This is a genomic window from Enterococcus sp. 12F9_DIV0723 (genome assembly GCF_002174375.1).
Classification (GTDB): Bacteria; Bacillota; Bacilli; order Lactobacillales; family Enterococcaceae; genus Enterococcus_A; species Enterococcus_A gilvus.
Window position 1 is genome coordinate 458371 of sequence record NZ_NIBK01000002.1, and the last position, 25006, is coordinate 483376.

At 45.0% G+C, this 25006-nt stretch carries 21 protein-coding genes and 1 pseudogene; 17 read left to right on the plus strand and 5 right to left on the minus strand.

Annotation, left to right across the window (positions count from 1 at the left end; translation table 11 throughout):
- Window positions 1-290 precede the first annotated feature (290 nt).
- Entirely contained in the window at window positions 291-2243 is a 1953-nt protein-coding gene (locus tag A5868_RS15295) for a sucrose-specific PTS transporter subunit IIBC (protein ID WP_086304593.1), read from the plus strand.
- Window positions 2236-3864 (plus strand): glycoside hydrolase family 13 protein, encoded by a 1629-nt coding sequence (locus tag A5868_RS15300; RefSeq protein WP_086304595.1) that lies wholly within the window; start codon window positions 2236-2238, stop codon window positions 3862-3864. Before A5868_RS15295 ends, A5868_RS15300 begins: the two co-directional genes overlap by 8 nt.
- Window positions 3865-3905: 41 nt before the next feature.
- On the opposite strand, the gene A5868_RS15305 is transcribed toward A5868_RS15300, so the two are convergent.
- The gene (locus tag A5868_RS15305) at window positions 3906-6077 is read right to left on the minus strand and encodes an alpha-galactosidase (RefSeq protein WP_086304597.1); all 2172 of its coding nucleotides are present in this window, start codon (window positions 6075-6077) and stop codon (window positions 3906-3908) included.
- 90 nt (window positions 6078-6167) lie between these two features.
- On the opposite strand from A5868_RS15305, the gene A5868_RS15310 reads away from it, so the two are divergent.
- The 5 genes and pseudogenes from A5868_RS15310 to A5868_RS15330 all read left to right on the plus strand — a co-directional run bounded on the left by A5868_RS15310 (window position 6168) and on the right by A5868_RS15330 (window position 11279).
- Window positions 6168-6971 (plus strand): helix-turn-helix transcriptional regulator, encoded by an 804-nt coding sequence (locus A5868_RS15310; RefSeq protein WP_086304599.1) that lies wholly within the window; start codon window positions 6168-6170, stop codon window positions 6969-6971.
- A 240-nt stretch (window positions 6972-7211) separates the two neighbouring features.
- A complete protein-coding gene (locus A5868_RS15315; RefSeq protein ID WP_086304601.1) occupies window positions 7212-8273 on the plus strand; it encodes an ABC transporter permease in 1062 nt (353 codons plus the stop codon).
- A 12-nt stretch (window positions 8274-8285) separates the two neighbouring features.
- Window positions 8286-8989 (plus strand): annotated as a pseudogene (locus A5868_RS15320) (ABC transporter ATP-binding protein).
- 31 nt (window positions 8990-9020) lie between these two features.
- Window positions 9021-9560 (plus strand): TetR/AcrR family transcriptional regulator, encoded by a 540-nt coding sequence (locus A5868_RS15325; protein WP_086304603.1) that lies wholly within the window; start codon window positions 9021-9023, stop codon window positions 9558-9560.
- Window positions 9561-9707: 147 nt separating this feature from the next.
- Window positions 9708-11279 carry an IS1182 family transposase gene (locus A5868_RS15330; RefSeq protein ID WP_086304605.1) on the plus strand — a complete coding sequence of 524 codons (1572 nt, stop codon included), beginning with the start codon at window positions 9708-9710 and terminating at the stop codon, window positions 11277-11279.
- An 89-nt stretch (window positions 11280-11368) separates the two neighbouring features.
- Here the strand turns inward: A5868_RS15330 and A5868_RS15335 are convergent, their stop codons facing one another.
- The 4 genes from A5868_RS15335 to dapA all read right to left on the minus strand — a co-directional run bounded on the left by A5868_RS15335 (window position 11369) and on the right by dapA (window position 14513).
- Complete coding sequence (locus A5868_RS15335; protein ID WP_086304607.1) at window positions 11369-12007, minus strand: hypothetical protein; 639 nt, start codon at window positions 12005-12007, stop codon at window positions 11369-11371.
- A 122-nt stretch (window positions 12008-12129) separates the two neighbouring features.
- Window positions 12130-12831 carry a 2,3,4,5-tetrahydropyridine-2,6-dicarboxylate N-acetyltransferase gene (gene dapD / locus A5868_RS15340; RefSeq protein WP_086304609.1) on the minus strand — a complete coding sequence of 234 codons (702 nt, stop codon included), beginning with the start codon at window positions 12829-12831 and terminating at the stop codon, window positions 12130-12132.
- Window positions 12832-12870: 39 nt separating this feature from the next.
- Complete coding sequence (gene dapB / locus A5868_RS15345) at window positions 12871-13626, minus strand: 4-hydroxy-tetrahydrodipicolinate reductase (RefSeq protein WP_010778584.1); 756 nt, start codon at window positions 13624-13626, stop codon at window positions 12871-12873.
- Window positions 13623-14513: a 4-hydroxy-tetrahydrodipicolinate synthase gene (gene dapA, locus A5868_RS15350; RefSeq protein WP_086304611.1), complete on the minus strand. Its 891-nt coding sequence runs from the start codon at window positions 14511-14513 to the stop codon at window positions 13623-13625. Before dapA ends, dapB begins: the two co-directional genes overlap by 4 nt.
- A gap of 252 nt (window positions 14514-14765) precedes the next feature.
- Between dapA and A5868_RS15355 the strand changes: the two genes are divergently transcribed.
- The 10 genes from A5868_RS15355 (at window position 14766) to A5868_RS15400 (ending at window position 24864) form a co-directional block, all read left to right on the plus strand.
- On the plus strand, window positions 14766-15488 hold the full coding sequence (locus A5868_RS15355) for a lantibiotic protection ABC transporter ATP-binding protein (RefSeq protein WP_086304613.1): 723 nt from the start codon (window positions 14766-14768) through the stop codon (window positions 15486-15488).
- A complete protein-coding gene (locus A5868_RS15360) occupies window positions 15481-16221 on the plus strand; it encodes a lantibiotic immunity ABC transporter MutE/EpiE family permease subunit (protein ID WP_010778581.1) in 741 nt (246 codons plus the stop codon). The genes A5868_RS15355 and A5868_RS15360 overlap by 8 nt, the downstream gene beginning before the upstream one ends.
- The gene (locus A5868_RS15365) at window positions 16208-16957 is read left to right on the plus strand and encodes a lantibiotic immunity ABC transporter MutG family permease subunit (protein WP_010778580.1); all 750 of its coding nucleotides are present in this window, start codon (window positions 16208-16210) and stop codon (window positions 16955-16957) included. Before A5868_RS15360 ends, A5868_RS15365 begins: the two co-directional genes overlap by 14 nt.
- Window positions 16958-17011: 54 nt before the next feature.
- Window positions 17012-17677: a response regulator transcription factor gene (locus A5868_RS15370; RefSeq protein WP_044926688.1), complete on the plus strand. Its 666-nt coding sequence runs from the start codon at window positions 17012-17014 to the stop codon at window positions 17675-17677.
- Complete coding sequence (locus tag A5868_RS15375) at window positions 17665-19032, plus strand: sensor histidine kinase (RefSeq protein WP_010778578.1); 1368 nt, start codon at window positions 17665-17667, stop codon at window positions 19030-19032. Before A5868_RS15370 ends, A5868_RS15375 begins: the two co-directional genes overlap by 13 nt.
- A gap of 207 nt (window positions 19033-19239) precedes the next feature.
- On the plus strand, window positions 19240-20394 hold the full coding sequence (locus tag A5868_RS15380; protein WP_176281330.1) for a M20 metallopeptidase family protein: 1155 nt from the start codon (window positions 19240-19242) through the stop codon (window positions 20392-20394).
- Between the two features lie 15 nt (window positions 20395-20409).
- Window positions 20410-21708 carry a diaminopimelate decarboxylase gene (gene lysA, locus A5868_RS15385; protein ID WP_010778576.1) on the plus strand — a complete coding sequence of 433 codons (1299 nt, stop codon included), beginning with the start codon at window positions 20410-20412 and terminating at the stop codon, window positions 21706-21708.
- A gap of 9 nt (window positions 21709-21717) precedes the next feature.
- Window positions 21718-22545, plus strand: coding sequence for a diaminopimelate epimerase (gene dapF / locus A5868_RS15390; protein ID WP_010778575.1), 828 nt, complete (start codon window positions 21718-21720; stop codon window positions 22543-22545).
- A gap of 213 nt (window positions 22546-22758) precedes the next feature.
- The gene (locus A5868_RS15395) at window positions 22759-23721 is read left to right on the plus strand and encodes a hypothetical protein (RefSeq protein WP_254908331.1); all 963 of its coding nucleotides are present in this window, start codon (window positions 22759-22761) and stop codon (window positions 23719-23721) included.
- Between the two features lie 243 nt (window positions 23722-23964).
- Window positions 23965-24864 carry an NAD(P)-dependent oxidoreductase gene (locus A5868_RS15400; protein ID WP_086304617.1) on the plus strand — a complete coding sequence of 300 codons (900 nt, stop codon included), beginning with the start codon at window positions 23965-23967 and terminating at the stop codon, window positions 24862-24864.
- The last annotated feature ends 142 nt before the right edge of the window (window positions 24865-25006 follow it).

Here is a 25006-nt window from a genome sequence, read left to right on the forward strand (position 1 = left end):
CCTTTCTATTAGGATAAAAGTGAGTATCCTATTTTAAGTTGAGGAGTTATGTATGGAGCAATGAATCCAAGTGTGATACTGAAGAATACAGAAAACGCCTTCTTTCATTACCAAGATACGGCAAAATCCTATTATTGTCAAACGTTTGTCAATATTTAATATCATATAATCAAAGGATTAAGTATAATATTGCCTGCTGAATAAAAATATTTTTGATAAACGTTTGACATTTTCAGAATATGCGGTATGATAAAAATGAAAAAAGCGATTACATAGGAAGGGGATAGATCATGAATCATCAAAAAGTAGCAGCAGAGGTCAATAAAGCAGTAGGGGAAGGGAATATTCAAGCCGCCGCTCACTGTGCCACAAGGTTACGACTCGTACTAAAGGATCCGAGTAAGGTCGATCATGCCGCATTGGACAATAATGAAGACGTAAAGGGAACCTTTGAAGCCAACGGGCAATTTCAAATCATCATCGGACCGGGGGATGTAAATAAGGTCTATGCTGAACTGGTCAAATTGACGAATGTGAAGGAAGCGTCGACAGAAGATTTGAAAGCGGTCGCGGCTGAGGGCAAAAAAGTCAATCCGGTAATGGCCTTTATCAAAGTCTTATCAGATATCTTTGTTCCAATCGTCCCAGCTCTAGTAGCTGGCGGTTTACTAATGGCAATCAACAATGTCTTGACTTCGCCAAATTTGTTCGGTCCGCAGTCCGTTGTTGAAATGTTTCCTAATATCAAGGACGTTGCCAGTATCATCAATCTGCTTTCTTCTGCACCTTTTGCTTTTCTGCCTATTTTAGTCGGATTCTCAGCGACGAAACGCTTTGGCGGAAACGGTTATCTAGGGGCGGCAATGGGAATGGCGATGGTTATGCCGGATTTGATCAATGGGTATGGTGTTGCCAATGCGATTTCTGAGGGAACGATGCCTTACTGGAATATTTTCGGTCTGGAAGTGGCGCAAGCGGGCTATCAAGGCTCGGTGTTGCCTGTACTAGCTGTTTCTTGGATTTTAGCAACATTGGAAAAATTCTTTCATAAAAAAATCTCCGCCGCATTTGACTATACCTTCACACCGATGTTAGCCATTATTATTACCGGTTTTTTAACCTTCATTTTCGTTGGTCCTGTGATGCGTACAGTTTCTGATGGTTTGACAGATGGCTTAGTGTGGTTGTACCAGACAACAGGAGCGGTTGGCTTAGGGGTCTTCGGGTTGTTCTACTCACCGATCGTGATCACAGGGCTTCACCAAAGCTTCCCGGCGATAGAAACGACGTTGTTAGCAGATGTCGCGCGAACGGGAGGGTCCTTCATCTTCCCAGTGGCATCCGTGGCAAATATTGCGCAAGGTGCAGCAGCGCTAGCGATCTTCGTACTTTCTAAAAATGAAAAGCAAAAAAGTTTAGCCTCTTCTGCGAGTATCTCTGCCTTGCTTGGGATCACAGAACCAGCAATTTTTGGGATCAACTTAAAATTAAAATTCCCATTTGTTTGTGCCATGATCGCTTCGGGAGTTGCTAGTGTCTCGTTAGGTATCTTTCATGTATTGTCTGTAGCGATGGGTCCGGCAAGTGTCATCGGATTTATTTCAATCGCACCTAAATCGATTCCGTTCTTTATGATCGGCGTAGTCATCAGCTTTGTTCTAGGATTTGCGCTGACCTTTGTCTATGGGAAAAAGAAAATGGCTGTTCCTGCAACAGCAGCAGAGGATGCACAAGAGGCGGTCATCATAAATGAAAATCCAGATGGCTCTTCTGAGGTTCAAGATGATGTGTTGGCGGCTGTTGTCTCTGGGACGATCGTTCCGTTAAAAGAAGTCAATGATCCGGTTTTTTCAACAGAGATGATGGGTAAAGGAATCGCCATCGCTCCTGAAAGCAATCAGCTCTTTGCGCCAGCGGATGGCGTACTGACTGTGATGTACGATTCAAAGCACGCGTATGGGATTCAGGCGGATAGCGGTGCGGAGATCCTTATTCATATCGGGATCGATACCGTGAATCTTGCAGGGAAATTCTTCTCGACCAATAAGAAGAAGGGCGAGCGTGTGAAAAAAGGGGAAATATTGGGAACCTTTGATAGAGAAGCCATTAAAAATGCCGGATACGATGATACCGTCATGATTTTGGTCACAAACTCAGCGGCTTATGGCGAAATAAGTACTTTGGATAAGGCGAATGTTATTCAAGGAGAGGACATTCTCGCGGTGAGCAAAGCGTATGAATAGCCAATGGTGGAAACAGGCAGTTATTTATCAAATCTATCCTCGCAGTTTTCAAGACAGCAATGGCGATGGCATCGGGGATTTGACTGGAATCATCAAGCGCTTAGATTATTTGTCTTATTTAGGGATCGACGCGCTTTGGCTGAGTCCCGTCTATGCCTCGCCGAACGATGATAACGGCTATGACATCAGCGATTATGAAGCGATTGGACCGGAGTATGGGACAATGGCGGATATGGATCGATTAATCGAAGAGGCCGATAAACGAAGCATTAAAATTATTATGGATCTGGTCGTCAACCACACCTCTGATGAACATTATTGGTTCCAAGAGGCACTCAAAGGAAAAGAGAATCCTTACCATGATTTTTATGTCTGGCGAAAACCCGTTGCGGGTGGCGTGCCGAATGGATTGACATCCAATTTTGGCGGTCCCGCATGGACGTATGTTCCACACTTAGATGAATACTATTTACATTTGCATTCGAAAAAGCAACCGGATCTAAATTGGGAAAATCTCAAAATGAAGCAGGCCATCTGGGATATGATGAATTTTTGGCTGGCAAAAGGCATCGGCGGGTTTCGTTTAGATGTGATCGATTTGATTGGGAAAGAACCGGATCGAGAAATTACCCAAAACGGTCCTAAGCTGCATGAGCTGCTGCAGGAGATGAATCGTAAAACCTTTGGAGCTCATGATGTGGTGACCGTAGGGGAGACCTGGGGAGCTACCCCTGAGGTCGCGGAATTGTATTCAAGTCCTGAGCGAGATGAATTGTCGATGGTCTTCCAATTTGAGCACATCAATCTAGACAAGCAAACAGGAAAAAGAAAATGGGATCTAAAAGCATTAGATCCTCAAGAACTGCACGCTGTCTTCTCAAAGTGGCAAATACAACTTGATAAAAAAGGCTGGAATTCATTGTTTTGGAACAACCACGATTTGCCTAGAATCATTTCTCGCTGGGGAAATGATTCGGACGACTATCGAGTGATCAGCGGGAAGATGTTGGCTATCTATCTTCATTTCATGAAGGGCACGCCTTATATTTATCAAGGTGAAGAGATCGGAATGATCAATTATCCGATCCAACAAATTCAAGAAGTAGACGATGTTGAAAGTCTTCGGATGTATAATGAACGGCTCGAACAGGGCTATCCAGTTAAGGAATTGATTCAGTCCATCAATGCGAAGGGGCGTGACAATGCCCGGCATCCTATGCAGTGGGATACGCAGCGAAATGCGGGCTTTTCTACTGAAACCCCTTGGCTGCCGGTTCATCCCAATTACTTAAAAGTAAATGCTGAGGCCGCTCTTACTGATAAGAATTCACTTTTTTATACCTACAAACAATTGATTCAATTGAGAAAACAAGTCAATGTGATCGTAAACGGAGGGTATCAAGCGGTGGAAACGAAGAATCCGCTTGTCCTAGCCTATCAACGCATGGATGAAAAAGAAGTCCTGACGATCGTTGTGAACTTTTCTGATGTCATTCAACAGTATCAATTGCCAACGCAGCTAATGAATCACGAAATGTTGATTCACAACTATCCCGAAAACCCTAAGCAGTGGGAGCAATTGTCTCCTTACGAGGCTTACGCTGTTCGGCAAATCAAATAAAAGCATTTCCCGCAATCGTGATCGCGGGAAATGCTTTTAAATTACACTTTTTTCCAATGAAACGCTCGCGTAGAAAAATCTTCTTTGATACGCGGGATCAAAACACCTGCATGATTCAGCTCGGCACCAGAGACGATTTCTCCGGTCTCCTCGTTTTTGTAGATTGCCTGATCGTCTAAGTAGTGTGTCTTTAGATACGTCGCAGGAACGGCGGGACGAGCCAATCCGTTGAAATAAATAATCCATACATCCGTCTCATTTATGATCAACCAAGCCGAAGCAAAGAAGGCATCCGCTGGTTGTAAACGATAAAACTTGCCGAATTGAAGCAAAGAGCGATGGGCCTTGTAAAAATCGATTTGCGCAATCATTTCCGTTCTTTCGTCAGTAGTCAAATTTGTAATATCTAACTCATACCCGAAATTCCCGCTCATCGCGATCAGTCCTCGCGTATGCATGGGGGTGGTGCGGCCCACTTGATGATTTGGGACAGGCGAAACGTGCGCGCCCATCATGATCGGCGGGTATAAAAAGCTGTAGCCATACTGAATGCCACTGCGACAGAGGGCGTCCGTATTGTCACTGGTCCAAGTCTGGGGCATGTAAGCCATCATTCCTGGATCGAAACGGCCGCCGCCGCTGGAACAATTTTCAAATAGACACTCAGGAAAGCGTTTAGTGATCGTTTCAAGGACGTGATAGAGTCCGAGTACGTAACGATGGGAGATTTCCTTTTGCTGTTCCGCAGGATAGGCCGAACTGCCGACTTCGGTCAAATGCCGATTCATATCCCATTTGATGTAGTCGATCTTGCCTGTAGCTAAGTAAGTCGTCAAAACGTCGATCAAATACTGTTGAACGACCGTTTGACTCAAGTCTAAGACAAACTGTCTGCGCCCTTCTGTTAGAGGATAATCAGGGACTTGCAATACCCAATCAGGATGCGTTTCAAATAGACGGCTATTCTGAGAGACCATCTCAGGCTCGAACCACAAACCAAATTTCAATCCTTTTTCCTGGATTTTTTCTGCTAAACCTGCCACGCCGCGAGGAAGCTTTTCTCGATTGTCAAACCAATCTCCTAAAGAGGAAGTATCATCGTTTCGGTGTCCAAACCAGCCGTCATCCAAAACAAACAGTTCAATGCCAGCCTCTTTCGCCAAATCAGCTTGTTTGAGCAGGGCATCTTCTTGAATATCAAAATAATTTGCTTCCCACGTATTTAATAAGATCGGGCGTTCTTTCTTTCGCCAAGAAACGGGGATTAGCTGGTCTTGATAAATTTCGTGGAAGATCTGAGACATTCCGTTGAAGCCATTGGTTGAGTAGTTGAGCACTGCCTCGGGAGTCTGAAACATTTTGTCAGGCGGTAAGCACCATTCAAATGTTTCCGGCTGAATGCCTAACTGTACGCGGCTCGATCCATATTGTTCCACCTCAACTTGTGCAGCAAAGTTGCCGCTATAAACCAAATGAAAAGCAAATACCTCACCTTGAAACTCATTTGTCGTGGGGTCTGCTAGCGCTAGAAAGGGCTGATGCTGAGGGCTGCTTGTCCCACGAGAACTCTCGATTTTTTGAATACCAGAATGGAGCGGCTGACGAGTGATATTGGCTTCGTTTGTATGCGACCCATTCAGTGTAACCAGATCGAAGTTAGTTCGTGGAAGGTCGAGCATCAGCGAGCCTGCGTTTTCAATATATACGGTCTCTTCACCGTGATTAGTGAAGCGGACATTGCGAGTGATGACAGGATAGTCTTCATAAAGAGTATAAGAAAGAACCATTTCCAGATCCTGAACCTCATCGATCAGTGCGATTTCCAACGTTTCGGTATTATCTCCGCGTAAACTAGGCAAGCCTTCTAAACGAGGTTTTCCCTTGGAGATCGTGTGTCCATGATAAAAAAAGTTCGTCACATTGGAGCCGTTTTCTCTGCGAATCTGATAATTGCTGACACGATGATCCCCAGTGCCTTGTGTGCTAGTCTCCATCGGTAAAGCGTTCAGTGAAAATGTGCGATCCGTTTTATCGGGATTTGTCGCAAATCCACGATCAATCTTTTGGAGTGCATTACTGCCAGTATAAAACGGAAGTGATTTTCCTAAATAGCGATGGGTAATATATTTGTCTTTTACGATCTCTATGACATAACTGATGAATTTGTTAGACAGATGAACTATTTGTTTTTCAGAATCAAATAAAATTGGCATGAAGTAAACTCCTTTCTCCTATATAATGTAAGCATAAGTAATTGGAGTATTGACAACAAGAAGAAATAATTTAAGTGAGGGGGTAAAAAATTGCATCATTATTTCGCTCGAAGTTATTACTATTTGGATACCTTCAGCTTGCCGTATCTGAAGGGGATCGGAGTAGGCCATGGCGGCGATCAGTATTTTTTGGACAATCAAAACCGCAAAGACAATATGATCGTGCTGCAATATACCTTGAAAGGAACCGGCTATTTTGAGATAGACACTCAGCGAAGTCTCCAAAAAATCGGCAGTTTCTTTCTTGCAGAGATCCCTAGTGATTGCCGCTATTATGGCAAAGAAGACTGGCAGTTTATATACCTAGAATTTTCTAAAGAAATCCTCCAGTGGTTTTATCCAACAAATCAGACACACCATGATAGTTCTGCGGCATTTCAAGACACAATCACGGAGGCTGTTACACAATTACAGGAGAAATCTGAAGTCGCTTTTTTTGAGAATACCCACCTAACATACGCACTCGTTTTAGCAATAAAAAAGGAATTGCTATCGAAGCGAATGGAAAAATATCCATTGGCTCAGGAAATAAAAGGCTACTTGGAACAACAGTATCAACAGGAGCTTGGTTTAGCGGACATTGAAAAACAGTTTGGTATCTCTAAATACAAAGCGATTCGTGTGTTCGAAAAAGCCTATGCGCTCTCACCGATGGCTTATTTGAAAAAGTATCGAGTCAAGCGCTCGTTGCCGTTTCTAATCGACGGGCAACGAACGATCCATGAGATTGCTCAACTTGTTGGGATGGCGAATGGCAATTATTTTGCTAAGGTTTTTAAGGCAGAAGTAGGCATGGCTCCCAGCGACTACCAAAAAAGTAAACAGACGACTTAAATGAACGAAGTCGGTAATCTATAAATAAATTGGGAGTTAGACGAATAGGATTATTTACCCAATAAAAAATAGACCAATCCATTTTACTAGTAAAAAAAGAGAATGCAGTTGAAGCAATCAAATCACCAACTAGATTGCTTTTTTGTCGTTCCCGGAATAATTCCACTAAGCAGATTAATTCCCTAAAAAAATAACTCGTGGTAGGGTAATTTTATCAAGTGATAAGTGGAGGTCTTTTTTATGTTTTTAGCAATCAATGAAATCAAACATTCGAAGCTGCGCTACACCTTAGTGATGGGCGTCATGTTTCTGATTGCCTATTTGGTGTTCTTTTTGACGGGACTGGCTTACGGGCTTGCGCAGGACAATCGGACGGCAGTAGACAAGTGGGATGCAGATTCTATTCTGCTGACAGAGGAAGCAAATAACAATTTAAACATGTCTATGATCCCGTTAAAAACCTTTGACGACGTGAATGCGGATGAGAAAGCGTATCTTGCTCAGACAGCGGGTGTCATAAAGGGCGACAACGGAGAAAAAATTGATGTCAGTTTTTTTGGGATCGATAAGGACCAATTTATTGCGCCGAAGCTGAGCAGCGGGAAGATGTTCTCGACTGACGATGAAGCGGTAGCGGACATTTCCTTGAAGGATGAATACGATCTGAAGCTCGGTGAAACGGTCAAAATGGCCGGCAATGACAAAACATTGACGATCGTTGGTTTTACAGATAACGCAAAATTCAACGTCGCACCTGTATTGTACACGACGATCGGCGCGTATCAGGAAATTCGTTTTGAGACACAGGGAACGAATGAGAATACTCGGATCAACGCGATCATTACGCGTGGAAAGGTCGATTCGGTTCCTGACGATCTGGACAAGACCAGCATCAGCAGTTTTATCAATGATCTGCCGGGCTACAGTGCACAAGTATTGACCTTCGGATTTATGATCGGGTTCTTGATCGTCATCGCGGCGATCGTGATTGGGATCTTCATTTATGTATTGACGATGCAAAAAGCGGAGATTTTCGGCGTCATGAAGGCACAAGGAATCTCAAGCCGCTACATTTCAAATTCCGTGATCGCTCAAACCTTCTTGCTGGCGACTGTCGGTGTCGTGGTTGGTTTGGCGGCGACGCTAGGAACAGCACTGGTATTGCCAGATGCGGTGCCGTTTCAAGTGAACATGCTGTTTTTCGGCGGAATCAGTCTATTGATGATTCTGGTGGCGTTGATCGGAGCGTTCTTCTCCGTTCGAACGATCGTGAAGATTGATCCATTGAAAGCAATCGGATAAGGGGGAGAAACCATGAGTGCAATTGAATTTAAACAAGTAGAGAAAACATTTAAAGATGGCGATTCGACGATCGAAGCCTTGAAGGAAACGAATTTTTCCGTGGAAAAGGGAGAATTCGTCGCGATCATTGGTCCCTCCGGTTCGGGGAAGAGCACCTTTTTGACCATCGCCGGCGGTCTGCAATCCCCTTCGGAGGGGGAAGTTTTGATCAATGACGAAGACTTCAGTAAGAAGAAGGAAAAGGATCGGGCAAAATTGCGGTTCAAAGAAATCGGCTTTATTTTGCAGGCGTCCAATCTAGTGCCATTTCTGACCGTCAAAAAGCAATTGAAGCTGGTGGATAAGGTCAGCAAAAACGACAATACGCAAGTCGCGGAGAAATTATTTGACCAGCTGGGAATCGCGAGCCTAGAGAATAAATACCCGGAAGAGCTTTCTGGGGTGGGGAACGTCAGCGGGTCGCGATCGCTCGCGCCTTGTATCATGATCCGACGATCATTCTTGCGGATGAACCTACCGCCAGTCTGGATTCTGAAAAAGCCTATGAAGTCGTTAAGATTTTAGCGAAGGAAACGAAAGAAAAGAAGAAGGCGACGATCATGGTGACACACGACACTCGCTTAGTAAAATTTTGCGACCGCGTGTTAGAAATGAAGGACGGCATGCTGAAGGAAAAGGAACTTTCTGAAGACGACGCCCACCCGGATAGCGTATAATAACTGTACAAAAGAAGAGCGAGGCGATTCAATGTACGAAGAGATTTTGGATATTGCAGAAGATTTGTTCATGAGACAAGGGTACAACGACACCTCCACACGGCAAATTGCAAAAATCCTAAACATCACCCAACCAAACATATACTATCATTTTAAAAATAAAGAAGAGATCTACTTTCAAGTAATGAAACGCTTATCAACAGAAGTAGGGAAGAACCTTTCTGATCTATCGAAAAAAGCGGGGAGCTTTGAAGTGCGTGTCACGGCAATGGTCTTTTACTTGCAGGAGCGACACCCGTTCAGCTTATTCATGATGATGCATGACATCCAGCATACGCTAAATCCTGAAATCGCGAAGCAGCTCTTTTCTTTTTGGCAGGAGTCGTATAAGCGCCCGTTTCTCGACCTGTTCAATCAGGAACCAAAAATTCGTACGTCTGTCGAACCCGAGGTTGCGGTGCGTCAGCTATTCATATTGATCTCGGCAAATTTAGAATCCCCAGAGGCCGTACAAAAGGAAAATATGGAAAAATCCATCCAGCTTTTCTTCTACGGAGTCTTGGATAACTAAAAAAAGAGGCTGTGACATAAGTCTCTAAGTAAAAAGCCAGTGAAATGACGAGAATTCGTTCATTTCACTGGCTTTTTTGGGTAAACTAAAAGAGTACGAGATGACGCTCGTACTCTAAATCATTCAACCCCCGAAAGGATCAAAATCATGCATACAAATTATAACATGAATCAACTCACTTTAGATATCACAACTTCTTACATTCCAAAAGAAGATAGCACGGCTTGGTTTATCAATGAACTTGTCGAATCCCTTGAAATCAAAGAGCCTTATCTTTTTGGTCGACCGCGGAATTATGATTTAAGCGCGATGTTAAAACTAGTTCTTTTCGCTTATACGCGGAGTGTATTTAGCAGTCGGAAAATTGAGCAATTAGCTGAAGAGAGCCTACCGGCTCGATGGTTGACGCAAGAACAGATCCCGACTTACCGAACCATTGCCCGTTTCCGCGTATCTAATGAATTAGAAGCATTGATCGAAAAGGGGCTTGATTCATTAATTCATTATCTTAGGGAGCAACAATTGATTACTCATTCAATTTTTATCGATGGGACGAAGCTTCTCGCGGATGCCAATAAATATAGTTTCGTCTGGAAAAAGAGCACAATCAAATATGACAAAATGAACCGTGAACAGCTCGTCTCTTTGATGTCTGAACTCAAAGAGGCGCATTTAGCGAGTCATGTTCCTGAAGGAACCTCACTCACATTAGATATGTTGGATGAAGTACTTACAAGGTTGGAATTACGGTTAGAAGAATTGGAACAAGAAGTACTTGAAACCAGAAAGGTTTCACCAAATCCAGCCAAACAACAACGCCGTAAATTAAAAGCACAAAAACGAAAACTAAGCGAACGTCGGGATAAAATGGCGGAGTATCAACAGCGCTTAGCTATTTGTGGTGCCCGTAATAGTTATTCAAAAACAGATACAGATGCCACCTTTATGCGTGTCAAAGAAGATCCTATGCGTAATGGGCGATTAAAGCCTTCGTTCAACCTTCAAGTAGCCACTAGTAACCAGTTCATTTTAGATTATGATGTCTATCAAAATCCAACGGATACGAAAACCCTCCCAGCATTTATAGAAAAAATGAACGGGGCGGGTCGACTTCCTAAGTATATTGTGGCGGATGCCGGATATGGCTCAGAACAAAATTATCGGTATCTTGAGGATGAACTACCGAATCATATCGCATTGATTCCTTACTCTACGATGTTGAAAGAGCAAAGTAAGAAATGGCAGTCGGACGAACGAAAAGTCATGAATTGGACGTATAACGAACAAGAGGATTATTACATTGATCCCAAAGGAGTTCGTTTCAATTTCAATACATATAGAACAGATACGGATAAAGTCGATGGGTTTGTTCGAGACTTCAAAGAGTACAAAGCAGAAAAATATACGGAAAATAAAGAAGTGATTCAAGAAGCGTTGACCCAAGGGGGCAATACACGCATCATTAAGGTCAATCCTTCGTTAGAATACTTTAAAGCAAAACAACGCACCTTGCTTTCAGAACCTGAAAATGGAAAAATCTACGCACAAAGAAAAATTGACGTAGAACCAGTCTTTGGGTGGATGAAGGCTTGTTTGCATTTCACTCGATACCATGTTCGAGGCCTAGAAAAGGTGAAAAAGGAAACGGGTATCCTTATCATGGCATTAAATATGAGAAAGTTAGCCGCAATGAAACGGCTTGGCACCTTGAGTACATAAAAATTGGCTTCCAGAAATCATTAAATGATTTCTGGAAGCCAATTTTTGTTCGATTAAGGATTACGACTTATGTCACAGCCTCTTTTTGCTTAGGCCAATACGGCTGCGATCATGTCAGGCAATTCTTTTTTCATAACACGTTTTGTTGAGAGTGCATCTGTATAAGTGACCGATTGATCCGCTGCGACCGTTGCTAATAATTGACGGTCTTTTTTTGGCGGGTTGTAGAAAACTTCGATCGCTTTGTCAGCTTCTGACCATTCAGCAGAGTAATTCGTTTTTGTTTTCAAGGCTTGGTTCAATGCCTCTGCTTGTTCTGCTGTTACGCCGTTGCTTTCTGGTGCTTTGGCAACATCTGCCATGATGTCTTGGGCAAGTTCTGCCGCTTTGTCTGTCTCAGCGCTAGCAGGGGCCGCTTTTTTGAAGCTTTCTGACCACAGGTTGTACAGGCTGTTTGTCAATTGATTCAAGGTATTGGTTTGCGGATTTTTAATGTGAGCTTCCACCAATTCTCTGAAGGAATGATCCTGCTCTCCACTTTGGATGTGGCGAGTTTCGCCATCCGGTGTCTTTTCATCAAAATGGATTTGATGCGTGTTGACTTTGTCAAAATAAATCTTCACGTCGCTGTGGATATGATCCGCAAGTGTTTCTTCTACTTGAGCGAAGGTTTTGCTGATTTGTTTGTTGCGTAGCTTGATTGATTTTTTGATACTTTTTAAATTCACGAGTATAATTCAGTCGCTTTCTTTTAAGAGTTGTTCTAATCCGATAGTATTATAGCATATTTCGTAAGAAGTGCAGTAATAATGCAAAAAAAGACGGAGATTTCTCTCCGTCGGGTCTCATTTTAACGTAAATCTTCGAGAAATTCTGTTTTTCCCGGGTCGATCTCGTCCTTCATTTTAATGATTCGTGCAGGCGTTCCTGCAACGACTGCGCCAGCAGGGACATCTTTTGTCACAATCGCACCTGCGGCAACGACCGCGTCTTTTCCAATGTGGACGCCTTCTAAGATGACAGCATTGGCACCTACTAATACATTGTCTTCCACAACTACAGGAGAGGCGCTAGGCGGCTCAAGAACACCAGCCAAGACGGCGCCGGCGCCGATATGAGCGTGGTTTCCGACCGTCGCACGAGCACCTAAGATCGCACCCATGTCGATCATTGTACTGTCGCCGATCGATGCACCGATGTTGATGATGGCGCCCATCATGATAACCGCCTTGTCACCGATGGCTACACGGTCGCGAATCAAGGCGCCGGGTTCGATCCGTGCATTGACGGAGGAGATATCCAGCATCGGGATCGCTGAGTTGCGGCGGTCATTTTCAAGGTGGACCTCGGTAATGTGTTGTTTTTGTTCCGTCAATACTTCTTGTACCGCCTGACTTTCACCAATCAAGATCCATGTTTTTTCTTGTCCGAAAAACTGTACCTTTTCTTTGGTGATACCCGTCAAATCGCCTTGTACGTAGGCTTTGACAGGGGTCATTTTTTCGGCATTTTTAATGTATTTTGCAATTTCATAAGGATCAGTCAAAGTCATAAATTTACTCCTGTCTACTTATCTAATTAAAATTCCATTCTATTTTTCGTCGATCAGTTTTTCCATATCGTATAAACCGGTCGTTTTGTTGCTGATGTATTTAGCTGCTTTTACGGCACCGCTGGCGAAGACATTGCGGGACAAAGCCAAATGATTCAGTTCGATGACTTCGTCTGGACCCGCGTAGATCACAGTATGCTCGCCGGGGATCGTCCCGCCGCGTACTGCGTGAATACCCAACTCAGATAAGGGGTTCTCCAGATCATTTCCGTGGCGCCCATAAATATACGTTTTCTTTTCTTCAACGGCATCATTAACGGCATCCGCAAGTAAAAGGGCGGTCCCGCTGGGTGAATCTTTTTTCTGATTGTGGTGCTTTTCCACGATCTCGATATTAAAATCTTCTTCTAAAACAGGCGTGATCTCCCGGATCGCTTTTGCTAGAAGATTGATACCCAAGGACATATTTGCTGAGAAGAAGACCGCCGTTTCTTCGGCAGTTCGTTGGATCTGTTCGTGGATCTCGTCAGTCAAGCCGGTCGTTGCTACGACCACTGGGATCTTTTTGTCTCCGCAATACTCCAGAACAGCGGGAACAGCAGAGTAATGGGAGAAATCAATGACGACGTCAGCGTTTGTCTGGCAGTCTTCGATGGAGCGATAGGTAGGAAAGTCTGCTTCAAAGGCTTCACGATCAACACCGGCTACGACGCGCATCTCAGGTTGTTCCGCGATCATCGTTTGCAGGACTTGTCCCATGCGCCCATTTGCACCGCTTAAAAGGATGTCGATCATTCTGCTACCTCCAACCCGTAGGCAGTCATTTCTTTTTTCAATCCTTCAATGGTCTCCGCTTTTGCTGGAGACAAGGGAAGACGGAAGTGTACGTCGATTTTCCCTAAAAGACTAACTGCTGTTTTAACCGGGATAGGGTTCACTTCGCAGAAGATCGCATGGATCAACGGGATTTGAGCAAGCTGTAATTCTTTTGCTAAAGAGAAATCTCCTTCCAACGCGGCTTTTGTCAGCTCGTGGGTCTGTTTTGGCGCGATGTTTGCGATCGTTGAAATCGAGCCGCTGCCGCCTAAGGCCATGATCGGCAAGACTTGATCGTCGTTTCCAGAATAGATCGCAAACTCCTCCGGCATGATCTGAGCGATTTCTGCGATTTGCGAAATGTTGCCGCTGGCTTCTTTGATCGCCACCACATTCGGGATCTCGCTCAAGCGTTTGACCATTTGCGGGGCAATATTCATATTGGTACGTGAAGCCACAGAATATAAAATAATCGGCAATTCCACGTTTTCTGCGATTTTTTGGTAGTGAAGAAACAGACCTTCATCTGAAGCTTTATTATAGTAAGGAGTCACGATCAATAGGGCATCGGCACCTACTTTTTCAGCGCCTGTTGACAATTCGATGGCATGCTGTGTGTCATTTACACCTGTGCCTGCAATCACCGGGACGCGTCCATTCACCTTATTGACGACGGCCTCGATCACAGCGATATGTTCGTCATTGGCTAATGTGGAGGCTTCACCAGTCGTTCCGCAAGCGATGATCGCATCGGTACCTTCGCTGATCTGCCACTCAACAAGTTCCTCTAACTTCTTGTAATCAACAGCACCATCGGCTTTCATGGGTGTAACTAAAGCGACACCAGATCCTTCAAATATTCTCAAGAGAAACAACTCCTTCATTGTTTTTTTCAAAGATCTTGTAAAAAATCTTTAATAGTAGGATTATATCTCAATTATGAGTGAAAGCCAACGGAAATCTCATGGAATTTTTAATCAGGAATAGTCAGAGAAATTTGGTGTAGGAAGCGCGGTCTTCTTTCTATAGAAGGTTTTTTGTTTTTGAAAAATCTAAAAACCTTATCATTTCCTTATAGTTGTCTTTCATACTGGAAGTAGAACGAGGAGGAAACCCACATGAACGAATGGATTGTTACTACGAACCAGTTAACGAAAACCTATCACGGTCAAAAGGCCGTAAACAACTTATCATTAAAGATCCCTAAAAATAAAGTCTACGGATTGCTTGGTGCGAATGGTGCCGGAAAATCAACGACATTAAAGATGCTCGCCGGACTGATCCAACCGTCTGAAGGAGAAATTCTCTATCAGAATAAGCCTTGGCAGCGAAAAGACTTGTCAGAGATCGGCGCCTTGATCGAGCGGCCGCCGTTGTATGGAAATTTGACAGCTCGCGAAAATCTATTGGTACGCACCACGACTTTAGGGTTGTCTGAAAGGCGGATCGACGAGGTCTTGGCTATCGTTGATCTACAGAATACTGGTAAGAAAAAAGCCCGTCAGTTTTCTATGGGGATGAAGCAGCGGCTAGGATTGGCGCTAGCATTATTGAATGAACCGAAATTATTGATCTTAGATGAGCCGACGAATGGCTTAGATCCTTTAGGGATTCACTCTTTTCGCGAACTGATCCGATCGTTTCCTGCCCAAGGAATCTCGGTGATTCTTTCCAGTCACATTTTATCAGAGGTCGAGCATACTGTGGATACGATCGGGATCATCGCCAACGGTCAATTAGGGTATCAAGGGGATCTGCCGGAAAACAGTGTGGCGTTAGAAGCACTCTTCATGAAGGTGGCGAAGGAAAATCAGACGGAAGGGGCGAGCTGGGATGAGTAAGATCATTCGAGGGGAAATGCTAAAGGGCAAACGCAGCTTTGGCAGAAAGAGCTTGATTTTGTTCCCATTATTAGTAAGCGGGATGGCTATTTTTTTAATGGGAGGAGAATTGACGCAGATCGGTGCCTATAACTGGTGGTACATGTTGCTGCTGCCGATGGTAGTAGGACTTGTTTGTACAAATCTGGTGGATGCGGATAAGCGCTTGGGTTTTTATAATTGCAACGTACTTCCTATTTCTCCAGCAAAAATGTGGCACGGAAAAATCTGGACAGGGCTGCTTTACTTGGCTTTTTCAAATGCGGTCGTTTTTGGTTTGACGACGCTTTCGGGTCTGTTGTTTCCATCGCAATACCCACTTTGGCGCGGTCTCGTTGCGGGCATCGTTTTAACCGTCACGTGGGCGTGGCAAATTCCTTTAGGGCTTTATTTGGCTACGCGGTTTCATTCGGTCGTTACATTTCTAAGCATTCTCTTTTTGAATATATTCTGTTCCAGTCAATCGATTGCGGGAGGCGCCTTTTGGTACGTGCCCTTTGCGATCGCGCCAAGACTGATGGCGCCAATCATTCATATCAATCCGAATGGCGTGCCATTAGAAGCTGGAAGTCCGTTGTATGACGCAGGAGTGGTCTTACCAGGCCTGATACTCACGTTGCTGTTCTTGCTCGCCAGCAGCTTTCTCTCGACGCGCTGGTTCAGTAAGGGAGGTCGTTATCGTGAAACGATTTAGACGTGTGTTGCTGGGGGATATTCTAAAAATAAGGCAAACGCCTTTTTTTCTTTTGCATGTCGCCTTGCCGTTAGTGGGCATCGGTGTTTTCGCCGCGTATCAATGGATGACGAACACGCACTCCCAGCTGCTCCTGATCAATTATTTTCAAGTACTAAGTCTCGTGTACCCGATTCTTGCGGCATGGATGACCACTCTTATTGTTGATCAAGAAAGCGAAGCAGGAGACAGTTTCTTCTTATTAAGTGCAGTATCCCGCTGGCGAGTACTGACTTCAAAGGTTGGGATACTTTTAGTTAGCGGTCTGTTTGCTTGCCTGCTGGCAGGCTTCGGGTACCATCTGGTCGTTCAATTTCGCGAAGACTACGCGTTATCCAGTCTGTTCATTCTTTTTCTAGTGGGCATCGTCTGGTGCAGTGCCTTGTTTCTTTACTTTTTCCATTTATTTCTGGGCCTTTCCTTTGGTCGAAACGTCAATTTCGCGGTTGCAGCCGTCGAGTTGCTGTTGTCCGCACTGTTGCTTACCGGTTTGGGAGAAACGATCTGGTTTTTCTTCCCGTGTGCGTGGGGCGTTCGTTCGATCCCTTTAGCAGCCGCGTATTTGAGAGGAGCGACAGCCACGAGCTTTGGTACGGTACACGTGGTATTGGTCTGTCTGGTTCTGCTGACAGTATTCATGCTGGGTGGGTTATTCCTTTGGTTTCAAAAATGGGAAGGGCGATCAAGTGAGGAGTAAGACCCTTGTTGGATGAGCGATTTCAACGTATGATTGAAGAAAAGGGGTGAGGTTATGGCAATGATTTTCGCTATTGATGACGATGAGGGCATCTTGGCATTTATTAAAACAGCATTGACACGAGAAGGTCATCAGGTAGAAACATTCACCACCACCCGAGAAGTGACGGCGGAAAAAGCCGCATTTGCGGATTTGATCCTGTTAGATGTCATGATGCCGGATCAGGACGGCTTTGATTACTGCCGAAGCATTCGCGACCTTGTAGATTGCCCGATTCTATTTGTTACAGCAAAAACAGAAGAGAAGGCTTTGTTGCAAGGACTTGGAGTCGGAGGAGATGACTACATCCGCAAGCCCTTCTCCCTAGCGGAGTTGCGTGGGCGTGTATCTGCCCACCTGCGCCGAGAATCTCGCGGACACACGCATCGCATACGCGTTGGGGAAATTTCTTTAGATATTTCCAGCAAGAAAATTTATTATGGCAGCGAGGAGATGTTGCTGACAAAATCAGAATATTTGATCTCCGCCCAGTTGATCACGTCTGCGGGTCAAGTATTTTCAAAGGGGCAATTGTACGAAGCTGTATTTGGCTTTGATGGACGTTCTGAGGAAAGCGTGATCGTTGAACACATCAAGAATATTCGGGGAAAGCTAAAGAAATACTCAGCAAATGACCCGATCGAAACGGTTTGGGGGATTGGGTATCGATGGCGAAAATAAAAACAATCAGTCTGACTGGGTATGTGACACGCCTCTTGGCAGCTGCTTTTTCAGGCGTCGTCGTCGTTTTGATGTTGGCATTGCTTCTTTTTCAAGTCTTGATTTCTACGGAAAAGATCGCGCCGGCAAATGCAGGAGAGATCCATGCGCGAGAGGAGATGAAGCGGATTGAAGAGAATCAGGTCTTTCCGGCTAAATTGTCACCGTCATTTTATCAGTATGTTTATTTTACCAAAGAAGGGAAGGTGCACGCGGCTTCTTTAGCAGGCGAGCCTTTAGAGAAAACACTTGCTCAGTACAAGGATAAGACCGACAGCTATTCTACAGGAGCGTATGTGACGTTGGCTGATGGCAGTTATGCGTTATTTTCATGGAATTATAAAGCACAGTTTACCAATCCGACATTGAGAAAGCTGTTTCCGAATTTTGAAAGTTTCTTTCTGATTGCGATCGTGCTCGCGCTGCTGCTTTTCTTTCTTCTGTTTACCAAAAAAGTCAGCAAGCAATTAAAGGAAAAATTGCTGCTGGTGGAACAGGCGAGCCAACAAATCACCCAAAAGGACCTTGATTCTGTGATCGGCACCACTTCGGGCATCCGGGAATTCAATGAAGTGCTGCATTCAATGGAAGAAATGCGCGGTGCCTTGAAAGACTCCCTCGTCCAACAATGGCAGACAGAGCAGCAGCGAAAAAAAGAGATCGCGGCGCTGACTCATGATATTAAAACACCACTGACCATCATCAATGGCAACGCCGAGCTGTTGATGGAAGAAGAACTTGCCGAAGAACAGCAGCAGCTTGTCCAGCATATCTATGATTCAGGAAAAAAAACCAAGCAATACCTCGATTTGCTGCAACAGGTTTCAACTTTTGATGTGGTTCAAGAGGAAAAGAGTCCTCTTTCCGTCACGACCATTTTAGAGGAAGTGAGGCAGACATTTACACCTCTGGCTAAGAAAAAAGGGATCGAATTGGCGATTGGGCCTTCGCCACAAGGGACTGCTATCAATGCGGCCCCTGTCATGCTGATGCGCGCATTGGGAAACCTTTTGGAAAATGCGATTCGATATACTGATTCGGGAAAAGTGACGGTAGAAACGGTGCACGACGAAAAAAGCATAAGATTTGTGATTGAAGATCATGGTCCAGGATTCTCGCCAGAGGCCCTTTTACATGGGAAGGAAATGTTTTGGCAGGAGGATCAAAGCCGGACAACAGGCAGCAATTACGGCATTGGACTAGCCATCGTTGAACGTATTGCCAACTATCACGAGGGGCAAGTAATCGTAGAAAACACCACTGTTGGAGGGAAGGTTACGCTCATCCTATCTAATGAAGAAACACTTAGACCTTGAAAGAAGTTAAAGGCACACAGGCTGCGTGTTCCTTTGGCTTTTTTTGTGAGTAAATGAAAGAAAACGAAATTTTTTCATTTAGTTTCAGAATTTTAAAAACAAATGAATGACCTATCAGACAATCTGTACTATAATATGAGAAACTATCAATGGATTTCTAATCAAATAAGCATTATTCTAAGAATTTTTATGGAAATGAGTGAGACGATGATCGAAACGGAAGTCAAAGAATTAGAAGAATTAGTCACGACGATGCGCCGTGAGCTGCACCAAATCCCTGAATTGGGACTAGAGGAGACGCGCACGGCTGCTTATATTCGCGAGAAGCTGGCGGCTTTTGGTGTGACAGAGACCTATGAAGTAATCGAAACAGGAACGATCGCCGTCTTAAGAGGAAGCAAACCGGGAAAAACGATCGCCTTTCGTTCGGATATCGACGCGTTGCCAGTGGAGGAGCAGACCGGCTATGCGTTTGCATCCAAGACTCCGGGAAAAATGCACGCCTGTGGTCATGACGGCCATATGTCGACTTTACTAGGATTCATTGCCTATTTGCATAAGCATCCTGAAACGATCCAAGGAACACTAGTCTTTGTGTTCCAGCCAGCCGAAGAAGGACCTGGCGGGGCAGAATTGATCATGAAAGCGGGGATTCTTCAAAAACTTGGCGTGGAGGAAATCGTCGGCTTGCACGTATTTCCGGATCTGCCTGCTGGGAAAATTTCCTGCCGACCTGGACCGATGATGGCGCGGAATGCAGAAGTCACCATCACGATCAAAGGGGTCAGCACCCATGGCGCACAGCCGCAGCTAGGCGAAGATGCTATCGTCGCTGCCGGCGGTGTGATCTCTGGATTGAACAGTATTTTGGCACGAAATATCGGTCCGCTGGATAACGTGGTTTTGACCTTTGGGACGATCCATGGCGGCGAAGCGATGAATATCGTGGCGAAGGAAGTTGTTTTACATGGGACGATGCGGGCATTTGATGACAAGGTCTACGATGAAGTCGTTCGACGGACAACATTATTAGCTAGTGAAATCGCGAAGGGCTACGGGTGTGAAGCCGTAGTGGACTTTAACCACATGTATCGCGTCGTCGACAATGACCCGAAGATGGTAGAGACGCTGGAGAAAGTCGCAGCGGACTATTATGTGGAGACACCGCCTTATTTGATCGCGGAGGATTTTTCGATGTATCAGCAGGAAATTCCCGGAATGTTTTTCTTTTTAGGCATTCGTGATGAAGCAAAGGGCTACACGCATCCGCTGCATAGCGGACAGATGAAATTTGATGAAGTGAATCTCTTATTAGGGATTCAGACCTATGCCAACTTGATCGCTGGATTAAATGAACATTAATTAAGGGGGCTTATAATGGACTTTGAAACAAAAAACGGACACTTGATGTGGGATGGCTGTGACACGGTCGCTCTGGCACAAGAATTTGGCACACCACTTTATGTTTTTTCACAAACGATGATCGAAGAGAAATGCCAGGAGTTGCAGCGAGATTTTGTTGAAAAATACGACAACGTGCGGGTAGCCTTTGCCAGCAAAGCCTTTTCGACGTTGGCGATGCTGAAAATCATCGAGAAGCAAGGCTTTTCGTTGGATGTCGTTTCTGATGGCGAGCTTTATACCGCTGTCAAAGCTGAGTTTCCCGCAGCGCACATTGAAATGAACGGCAACAACAAATCCATCGAAGAATTAGAGATGGCGATCGATTACGGGGTTGGACGAATCATTATCGACAGTCTGCAGGAAGTGGCTCTGATCGCAGCGATCGCAAAAGAAAAGCAGCGCGTCGTGGATATTCTTTTCCGCATCACGCCGGAGGTCAATGTCCAGACCCATTCCTTTATCTCGACGGGACAAAAGGACTCGAAATTCGGGATACCGATCGATGAAGCGATTCTTTTCCCGCAAATCAAACAGGCAATCGAGACGCCTGAAGTCAATTTTCTAGGGTTTCATTTCCATGTCGGAAGTCAATTGTTCGATAACGAAGCCCATCTAGCAGCAGTAGGGATCGCTTTGGATTTAGTGAGATTAGTGAAAGAGCGCTTTGATTATACGATCAAGGAGCTGAATTTCGGCGGCGGTTTTGGGGTTCGATACACGGATGCCGATCAGCCGAAGCCCTTCAGCTATTTTACGGACCCGATGATGGCGCAGGTTTTGGCGTTTTGCGAGGAAGAGCAATTCCCACAGCCAGCCATCGTAATCGAACCAGGACGCAGCATCGTGGCCGAAGCCGGTATCAGCCTGCATAAGATCGGCGCGATCAAAGAGCTTCCGGGTCTGCGGAAATATGTGAGTATCGATGGCGGGATGACGGACAACATTCGTCCAGGACTGTACGAAGCGGAATACACAGGGATTTTAGCGAATAAAGCCGATCAGCCAGCCGCTGAAACAGTCACGGTCTCTGGGAAGGCTTGCGAAAGCACAGATATCCTTGTCAAAGACATCGAATTGCCGACAGTCGAAGCAGGCGATATTTTCGCGACTTTTTCAACGGGTGCATATGGTTATTCCATGGCCAGCAACTATAACAAATTGGCGATTCCGGCCGTTGTATTGACCAACGACGGACAAGCAGAATGTATCGTAAAAAGACAAACATTGGATCAGATCATCCAAAATGAAGAGATTCCAAGTTTTTTGAAATGAGGCGAAAGAATGGCTATTCCTTTTTATAAAATACAAGGTGCTGGAAATGATTTTATTTTGATCGATAATCGTGGGCTAGGTTTTTCGACGGAGGAACTAACGAAGGTCGCAGCCCGTGTGTGTACTCGGCGTGTGTCGGTAGGTGCGGACACGTTGATCGCCGTTGAAGCCCCTCGCGGAACAGGTGATTTCTACGCGCGCTTCTTCAATGCCGACGGGTCGGAAGCGGAAATGTGCGGGAACGGTGCCCGCTGTGTCGCACGATGGGCCTACGAAACAAAGGCGGCGCAAGAAAAAATGACCATCGAAACCATCGCAGGGAATGTTCCGGCTGAACGGCTGGACAAACGGACGTATCGCGTCCAGTTGAATTCTCCGACGATCTTTGAAGCAGACAAAAAGATTCAAGTCGATGGCAAAGAAGTAACTGTCGATTATGTTGAATTAGGTGATCCGGGCATTCCTCACTTAGTCGTTCACTTCCCTGATCTGGCGATGACAGAGCTGGAAACGATGCTTGATTTTGCTAGAAAACTGCGCAACCACCCAGTCTTTCCAAAGGGTGCCAACGTGAATTTCTACGATGTTTTGCCAGACCAAACAGTGGTGGAACGAACCTACGAACGAGGAGTAGAAGAGTTTACCTTAGCTTGCGGAACAGGCACAGGGTCAACAGCCTATGCATTGAATAAAAAGAAGATCGTCGCAGTCGAACCCGCGGTGATCGAAGTCCTTGGCGGGCAGCTTCAAGTAGAGGTGACAGGAGAAGACTTATACTTGATTGGCGACACGAACCTCGTTGCTGAAGGGACGATAGTAGACGAAGATTTCGTATAAAAAAACAACGACCAATAATTTTGGTCGTTGTTTTTTTGTTATTTAATTTTCGCTTTGTCTCTATCGATGAGTTGGAAAATATTTATTCAATAATGTTTGTAAATTTAAAAAATAAAAGTATTTCATTGGGTATTTACAAGAGCGTTATTTTAGTATTATCCTAAGTGTATAAAAAACACAGGAAGCGATTTCTTGAAAATGGAGGATGGGAACATGGATGTTAAAAAATTAGGCACACGGCAGTTATTCTTGATGAAACGAGAGTCTTTGGAGAAGAAGATCGTGACTTACTACGAACAATCCGGTGACGCAAATTCTGTGATCGAGTATTTGGTTGCGGTCATGGTGCGTAATTCGCTGAATTTGACTGGGGCTTTTTCTTTTCTCTGCAAAGACCTGCTTCGGGATCTCTTTTTAACAGTCGAGCCGACAGATACCCTGCGCCTCTTTCTGCCCTTTTTCAAGGAATACTTTGAATCCAAAGAATGGGAAGGCTTGATCAAACAGTATTTTGGAAGCCCTTCCGAGTATTTTTCCCAGACTGAAATGATCCGCTCCTTCAAGAATGCCTTTGAAAAACAGGGCAGTTTGGACCTTTACAGAGAGGGGCTTGTGTATGACATTCGTTCCCGTTTTGAAGATGCGGCGGGCAAGCGCCATCTGTTGACGATTCGCGATGTCGATCCTAACAAAGAGGAGACATTGGTGGCGGAAATTCTGGAAGTGTTGACCTTACTAAGCATCTTTGAAGTAGACGGCGTCCGAAAATTCGTGGCATTGGTCGATTATAAAGGCGGCGGTCACGTGGAGACGACTTCCTACAAGGTTGGCAAATCCAAACAAACAGAAGAGGACACTATCGTTGAAGAAACGCCTACAAACACAAAGACTGAAAAACAGCCCGTCCTTGCTGCCGCAACGGAGCCAATCGCCGCCGCAGCCCCATCGCCGAAAAAATCCAACAAGCTGTCTTACGAAGAAGCTCTGACCTCAGAAAGTCCGTCTCATAACGCCGCCGACCTCCCGCCCAAACCGAAGTCCTCCTATGTGCGCTTTGATAAGACTCCTGAGCAAGTAGAGGAAGAGCAGCGGCAGAAAAATCTCAAACGTAGACTGGATAAACAGCAGGGGAAGAAAAAGGACAGCCGAACCAAGCGGAATAGGAAACGAAAATAAGCGCGGTCCGTCACGCATGATGACGGTTCCAGACGCTAGCGTAAAATCGTGTTTCTTTTGTGCAGACTTTAGAAAAAATAGCTGCTATCCTATCATCCTACGCAGGACGTTAACGAGTTAACGGTCGGAATTCTTTTGTCGTTCTTCCTTTGTGAGGAGAACACGGCGGTTTTGTTCTTCTTCATTGACGCGAAATTTCGTAGGACGTATTATGAAGTGAGTACAAGCTACGAGGAGGCCGACATGAAAAAATTTAAGAAAATGGTGGCGATCGAGCCAACCAAATTATTGCCTGAATGGGACGAAAAACTAAAAGCGCTGGCAGAGGAAACGGTCTTTTACGAGGACATCCCCGCAGATACAGCCATAGTCATCGAGCGAATCGGCGATGCTGATTGCGTGATGCTGAGCTTCACCAGTTCTATTGATAAGGAAGCGTTGGAGGCGTGTCCGAACATTCGTTATATCGGTATTTGCGCGAGTCTGTATGCGCCGGAGAATGCCAATGTCGATATTCGCTATGCAGAGGAAAAAGGCATCGTTGTGACTGGCGTGCGGGATTACGGCGATGAAGGCGTAAAGGAATACGCCATCAGTGAATTGGTTCGCCTGCTGCAAGGTCGCGGGCCTGCAATGTGGAAAGAAGAGCCAATGGAATTGACCGATGTGAAGGTTGGGATCGTCGGAATGGGAACAGTCGGAAGTCTGCTGGCACGCACGATGGACTTTTTCGGGATGGACGTCAATTACTACAGCCGTACGCGGAAGCCAGACATCGAAAAAGAGCTGGCGATGACTTATTTGCCGCTCGATGAATTACTTGGAAAAGTAGATATCGTGATCACCTGCTTAAATAAGAACGTGGTCTTATTAGACGAAGCTGCTTTTCAAACATTTGGCAACGGAAAAATCTTGATGAACGTATCCATCGCACCTTCTCATGAAGTGCCAGCGTTAAAAGAATGGTTAGAGCACGGGGATAATTACGCCTTCAGTGATACGGAGGCTGGTTTAGGAGCAGAAGTCATTGGTTTGCCAAATGTCTTTGCTGGAAAAACCAATGCGGGACTAACGTCGATGGCGAAGGTTCGCCTGGCGCAAAAAGTCATTGGGAATATCGAGACGTTTCAAGCGAAAAATTGATTGATAGAATGATAGGACTCCAGCGTGAGCGCTAGGGTCTTTTTTCTGTCTAACGCCACAGCGAACAGCCTCCTGTCAAAAGACGTCACATCAAATGTTTCTTTTTTGAAATTATTTGCAGTTGATGTAAGAAAATATAACA